We start from the raw sequence: 6,177 nt of genomic DNA on the forward strand, positions 1-6,177 counted from the left end.
AGGGCCGCAGAGATGCGGCCCTTTCGTTTGACTGGATCGATTGCTTCGACCCGGTGCTCCGAATGGGCGATCCTTACCTCGTCATGAGCAGTAATTTTGGCGCACGGGTGGGTTAGGTACGAGTGCGAGGAGCGCCGTGGACGGCAAACGATTGCTTCTGCTGATCACCATCGGCGGTATCGCGGGCTTGGCGGCATGTAGCAACACGACCACCACACCCGCAGCGCCGCCCTCGATCGCCAGCGAGCCGTTCGGTCAGGTGGATGGGACCCCGGTGACCCGCTACACGCTCACCAACGGGCACGGCATGCGCGTGCGAATCCTGACCTACGGCGGCATCATTCAGTCGATAGAGGTCCCCGATCGCACCGGGGATGTCGGCAATGTGGTGCTGGGCTTTCCGACCCTGGCCGGTTACCTCAACAACACCGGATCCGCCAAGACCTATTTCGGCGCGATCATCGGCCGCTATGGCAACCGGATCGCCAAGGGAGCTTTCTCGTTGAACGGCAACGAGTATCAGTTGCCGATCAACAATAACGGCAACAGCCTGCATGGCGGCACCGCGGGCTTCGATACGAAGGTGTGGCAGGCTGGTCAGCAGACCGAAAGCGACAGCGTGGGCTTGAAGCTCCAATATGTCAGTCCCGCGGGCGAAATGGGCTACCCCGGAACACTGACGACCACCGTCACCTACACCCTGAACCAGAAGAACGAACTGCGCATCAACTACTACGCGACCACCGATGCGCCGACCCTGATCAGCCTGACCAATCACAGCTACTTCAACCTGGCAGGTGAGGACACGCTCGATATCTACGGCCAGAGGGTCACCATCCATGCCGACAACTACACGCCAACCGACCCCAAGCAGATCCCTACCGGCCAGATCGCCCGGGTGCAGGGCACACCGTTCGATTTCACCTCACCGACCGCGATCGGCGCGCATATCACCGCGAATGACCCGCAGCTGTTGTTGGCCCACGGTTACGACCACAACTGGGTGATCAACCGCGGCAACAACACTGGGCTGGTGGAGGCGGCCAGGGTCGAGGATCCGCAGACGGGGCGCACCCTGACTGTCTCTACAACCGAGCCCGGTGTGCAGTTCTATACGTCTAACTTCATCGACGGGGCGTTCAAGGGCACCAGCGGACATATCTACCGGCAGGGCGCGGGATTCACGATGGAGACCCAGCACTACCCGGATTCGCCGAATCACCCGAACTTCCCGACTACCACGCTCAACCCGGGCCAGACCTACGATTCGACAACGGTTTTTGCCTTCGGCACGGAATGAGCGCCGGTGCGGGCGCCCATAGCTGCGGTCGGGCCTCACCCGATCCCGCCTCTGCCACCCGGAGACTCGCTGCCCACCAATGCGAAGGTGACCATTGTTGATGCCATCAACGCGTTGGGCGTACGCGCAGGTCATTTCGCGTACTTTCGCGTGGTTTCATGTACCGAAATTCCGCATTCCTGCGGGTCAGCACGATTTTTGAGGCGGGTTCGATTCCCGGCAGCTCCACTGAGAAGATGCTGGTCAGAGTCACAAGCTCTGGCCAGTTTTCTTTTCCCGTCAACATTTCATCGACATTTGCTGGTTACGCCAACCCACAACGGGCGCCGTCACGACTGACGCGCCACGATCACAGGGATCCTGGCCCTGTTGACCACCGCCGCCCCGACCGAGCCCAGCAACATGCCAGCGAACCCGCCGCGGCCGTGGCTGCCGACCACAATCAGTTGCGCCCATTCGGACGCCTCGAGCAGCGGACGCGCCGGCTCACCAATTTCGATTTTGCGACGGATCGCCACGTCGGGATAGCTGTCGTGCCAACCCGCCAGCCGCTCAGCAAGCGTCTCCTCCTCGGCGGCTAGCTGAGCGTCCCAATTAAGGTTCGGGAACCACTCTTTGAAGTCGGAAACCCGCAGATCAGTCCAGGCGTGCAGGGCCATTAAACGGACACCTCGTCGGGACGCTTCCTCGAATGCGATCGCAGTTGCTGCTTCCGACGCCGGCGAGCCGTCGATGCCCACCAGCACCGGCGCCCGTGCAACATTGGCGCCCAGCGGTTCCTCGTCGTGGATGACGGCGACTGGGCAATGCGCGTGGTAGACCAATCCCGAACTCACCGAGCCAAGGAAGTTGCGGACCAACACGCCGCCATGCCCCCGATAGCCCACCACGACCATCTCCGCCTCTTTGGAAAGGCCGACGAGCGTCGGGACGGTGGCCGAATAAAACACCTTGCTATCGATTTGAACCGGACCACGCTCACCAGTGCCCTCTTCGGCGACCTTGATCGCCGACTTGATGAATTCGCGTGCCCGCGTCTCCTGCCATTGCCTGAAGCCGGCAGGCGCGGGGACCTGGGACCACCCCGGTACGGGGGTGTTGACGACATGGACCAGGGTCAGCGGCGCATTCCGCAGCGCGGCATCATGGGCCGCCCACCGTACGGCAGCCAGTGCCGCTGCTGAGCCGTCAACGCCTACCAGGATCGCGCGACGTGGTGGTTGCAACATTTCAGTTCGCTTCTCATCGGCTGTGTACCCACCGGCAGGATCACTCAGGGCGGCCGTGATTGTTAGGGCTGAAGAGATGCCAGCCGAAGGACCAAAGGCCCCGATGAAGCTGGACTAACGCCTTCTGGCCCACGCCTACATCGGTCAGCCGTGACTTCCGTTTGGATTGGAAGTCGGAACCCGGCCCTGCGGCGATCTCAGGAAGGCCCATACCCGGCCCGACATCCATGTAGGCCGATCCTGTCGGTCAGGACGCCGAAACGAGACCGGCAGCTTTCTCCAGTTCCTTCAGCGCGGGCTCAATCGCGTCCGCCAGTTCGTCGATGTCACTGGCGATCTCCGGCGTGGTGACGAAGCCGAAATCCACGAACCCGTTGTAGCTCAAACACGTGATGTTCAATGCCACCTCCAGCATGACCGGTCCGAGCGGTACGAGCTGCTCTACGACCGAACCGGCCACGTAAATGGGGAAGTCGGGCCCGGGCACGTTGGAGATCACCAAGTTGATGGGAGCGACGTGACCACCGATGTGGCTGGCCGTGTAGGCCTTGGCGGCGAGTGCCAGCAACCCCGGCGGCGTGGTCTCGGTCAGACCCATGATCTGGTGTGCGCTAAGCGCTTTGGCCATCTCCTTGGCGCCTTGGGAGTTGTCGTAAATGGTTTTCATGCGCTCGGCGGGGTCGGCATGGTCGGTGGCGAGGCTGACGGTCATCGAGCTGATCTGGTTACCGATTTCTCTACTGTCGCCATGGGTTGAGATCGGAATCTGGGCGACCAGCGGCCGATCGGGCAGCTCACCCCGGTCCAGCAGATAACTGCGTATCGCACCGGAAACGATCGCGAGCACCACGTCGTTGAGCTTGACGCCGAAGGCGCGCTTGACGGTTTTCACCCGATCCAGTGGCACCCTGCTGCTGCTGATTCGCCGCTGCGTGGAGATTTCGGCGTTGAAGCGCGTTGTGGGTGCGTCGAAAAATCGAGGCGGTTTGTTGGCCAGCCTGCGCAGGGCAAACTGTTGAGACAGCGTTTGCTGAGCCATTCGCATGAGCCGGTATGGCGTCCTGACCGCGACGTTGAACACACCGCCCAGCGCCCTCAGTTCGAACGGGGGCAGCCCACGCGTCGATGGTGGGCCGCCCTCGACGGCGGGCGGACGCGGTTCCGGGCTGATGTCGAGCATGATCTCGCTCAGACTGGTACCCGACACACCGTCGACGAGAGCGTGATGCATCTTCGTCAGGATCGCGACGCGACCATCCGCCAGACTCTCGATGAACCACATCTCCCAGAGTGGCCGGTCCCGGTCGAGTGGGTAGGACATGAGGCGGCCGACCAGATCCTCGAGTTCCCGACGTCCTCCGGGCTCGGGCACCGCGACCCGCCGGATGTGATAGTCGATGTCGAGCTTGCGGTCCTCGACGAACCATGGCCGGTCGAGTCCCAGCGGCGCCCCCGCCACTCGATAGCTCAGCTCCGGCATCTCCGGAAGGCGAGAAGCGACAAGGTCTTTGACCCCACGGAAGCAGAAACCTGGCGCGTCGGACGGGTCGCAGATCGTCAGCCCGGCGCCGTGCATGTGCCAGGCATGCGTCTCGGCGAACCAGAACGCAGCATCCACGCTGGACAGCCGCCTCATGCCGACAGGGTAGAGCTCCACGGAGATAGAACCTAGTTTCTGGCCTGCTTTTCTTTCCATCAACATCCGATCTCGCTGCAAGTACCAGTCCGCCATGTATGGGCACCGACAGTCCAGTAGCTCAAACGACCATCGTAATGTGGCCGTTCCAGGCCGTGAGGTCGCCGGAAAGCTTTGCGGTCGTGGTGATTCAGTGAAGATGCGCGGGAATCGTCCGCCTGGTGTTCCTGCCCTGTCGATCGGGCCGATCCTCCCAAATCCGGGGACCGCTGATGGGCACTTAGGCGCGCACACCTGGGTCAAACGGCCCTACCGGGGGATGACGGTGGGGCGGAACCTGGCGCCTAGAGCTAACGGCATTGTCTTCCGTCGTGATCCCGGAAGCCGTCCGGATAGGAGAATGGCATGAGCAGCAAGGAGTTTGATCATCCAGAGATGGCTAAGTTCGATCCGCTCTTCACCGAGATGGCAATGAACGTGGTCGCGCCGCTCATCAAGCGATGGTTCCGGTCGGAGGTCCGGGGTTTGGATTCCTTTCCCCCTGCGGGCGGTGCGTTGGTGGTGTGTAACCATTCCGGCGGTGTACTGACGCCTGACGTGCTCGTCTTCGCCCCGGCCTTGTACGGGAAGTTCGGCTATGACCGCCCTCTTTACACCCTCGCCCACTACGGCGTGTTCATAACACCTTTCGTCGCATACTTGGGCCGTCTGGGCGTCATCCATGCCAGCCGGGAAAACGCCGCGAAGGCACTGCATTCGGGCGCGGTTGTCCTGGTGTTCCCGGGCGGGGACTATGACGCGTTTCGGCCGACGCTGTCCCAGAACGTTATCGACTTCGACGGCCGCACCGGATACGTCAGGGCCGCGATTGAGGCCGGCGTACCGATCGTGCCTGCGGTGTCGATCGGGGGCCAGGAAACCCAGCTGTTCTTGACCCGCGGCAACCGGCTGGCGAAGCGCTTGGGGCTCAAGCGCATACGAGCGGAGATACTGCCGCTTGCCTTCGGTTTCCCGTTCGGTCTGACCATGTTCTTCCCAGCCAACATGCCGTTGCCCTCGAAAATCGTCACTCAGGTGCTGGAGCCGATCGACATCCGCGCCCAATTCGGCGAGGACGCCGACGTCGACCAGGTCGACGCCCATGTTCGCTCCGTAATGCAGCGCGCTCTCGACCGACTGGGCCGCCAGCGCCGGTTCCCGGTGCTGGGCTGATCACGACCGGCGCAACATCGATCGTCGGGCCTGCGCGATGACGGCCTGTGTATCAGACCTCGCGGTCCTGATACACACGGCGGTCACAGCACTGGCCATTCGTGGACTGGGGCACCGGTGCGCGCGTGCTCCGCATACCGCCGAGTCATCTCACGCAGCGCCAGGATGCGTTGCAGCTCGCGCTCCTCGAGGTAGCGCAACGTCTCGGTCTGCCAGGCAGCGCCGTTGCGTAGCGGGTTCAATTCCCGGCAGCTCCACTGAGAAGATGCTGGTCAGAGCCTTAGGGTTCTGGCCAGTTTTCTTTTTCGTCGGCTGTGTCTGACTATCTTTCAGCAGAGTTCAATCCTGACAGGGGCTCTGGATAAAGGAGTGCTCATGATCTATCGCCTTGCTATCGGGGTGCTCGCCGCTTTGGCGGTGGCGAGCATCGTCCCTGCCCAGGGCCATGCCGATCCGCTGACGAAGTGTCTGACGAACACCCCCAAAGGCAAGCAGGTCTACGTGCCCTGCGATCTGCTCAACGCCGGCGCCAATTTCCCGCCGGGGCAGCGTTGTCCTCTACCGCTAGAGCAGTACCCGAAAGATGTGGCGGACTGGTGTGGCGAAGGCCCAGGCCTTGCGAGTTCCACGCCCGCGACTCCTACGAGCCCGACGAGTCCTACGACTCCGACGAGTCCTACCACCGCAACCACTCCTACCACCGCAACCACTCCTACCACCGCGACCACTCCTACCACCGCGACCACTCCTACCACCGCGACCACTCCTACCACCGCGACCACTCCTACCACCGCGACCAC

At 62.5% G+C, this 6,177-nt stretch carries 5 protein-coding genes and 1 pseudogene; 3 read left to right on the forward strand and 3 right to left on the reverse strand.

Annotated elements, in window-relative coordinates:
• Positions 1-136 precede the first annotated feature (136 nt).
• Positions 137-1,300, forward strand: a complete 1,164-nt coding sequence (locus tag ACZY0B_RS26570) for an aldose epimerase family protein (protein ID WP_463767223.1) — start codon at positions 137-139, stop codon at positions 1,298-1,300.
• Between the two features lie 329 nt (positions 1,301-1,629).
• Here the strand turns inward: ACZY0B_RS26570 and ACZY0B_RS26575 are convergent, their stop codons facing one another.
• On the reverse strand, positions 1,630-2,529 hold the full coding sequence (locus ACZY0B_RS26575; RefSeq protein ID WP_463767224.1) for a universal stress protein: 900 nt from the start codon (positions 2,527-2,529) through the stop codon (positions 1,630-1,632).
• A 247-nt stretch (positions 2,530-2,776) separates the two neighbouring features.
• On the reverse strand, positions 2,777-4,165 hold the full coding sequence (locus tag ACZY0B_RS26580; protein ID WP_463767225.1) for a WS/DGAT/MGAT family O-acyltransferase: 1,389 nt from the start codon (positions 4,163-4,165) through the stop codon (positions 2,777-2,779).
• Positions 4,166-4,570: 405 nt separating this feature from the next.
• Here ACZY0B_RS26580 and ACZY0B_RS26585 point away from each other — a divergent pair, with 405 nt between their 5' ends.
• Positions 4,571-5,377, forward strand: a complete 807-nt coding sequence (locus ACZY0B_RS26585) for a lysophospholipid acyltransferase family protein (RefSeq protein WP_463767226.1) — start codon at positions 4,571-4,573, stop codon at positions 5,375-5,377.
• An 83-nt stretch (positions 5,378-5,460) separates the two neighbouring features.
• Here ACZY0B_RS26585 and ACZY0B_RS26590 read toward each other — a convergent pair whose 3' ends face one another.
• Positions 5,461-5,619 (reverse strand): hypothetical protein, encoded by a 159-nt coding sequence (locus ACZY0B_RS26590; protein ID WP_463767227.1) that lies wholly within the window; start codon positions 5,617-5,619, stop codon positions 5,461-5,463.
• A 354-nt stretch (positions 5,620-5,973) separates the two neighbouring features.
• On the opposite strand from ACZY0B_RS26590, the pseudogene ACZY0B_RS26595 reads away from it, so the two are divergent.
• A pseudogene (locus ACZY0B_RS26595) lies at positions 5,974-6,177 on the forward strand (hypothetical protein); the annotation flags it as partial.

The organism is Mycobacterium sp. IDUB_19 (assembly GCF_055419445.1).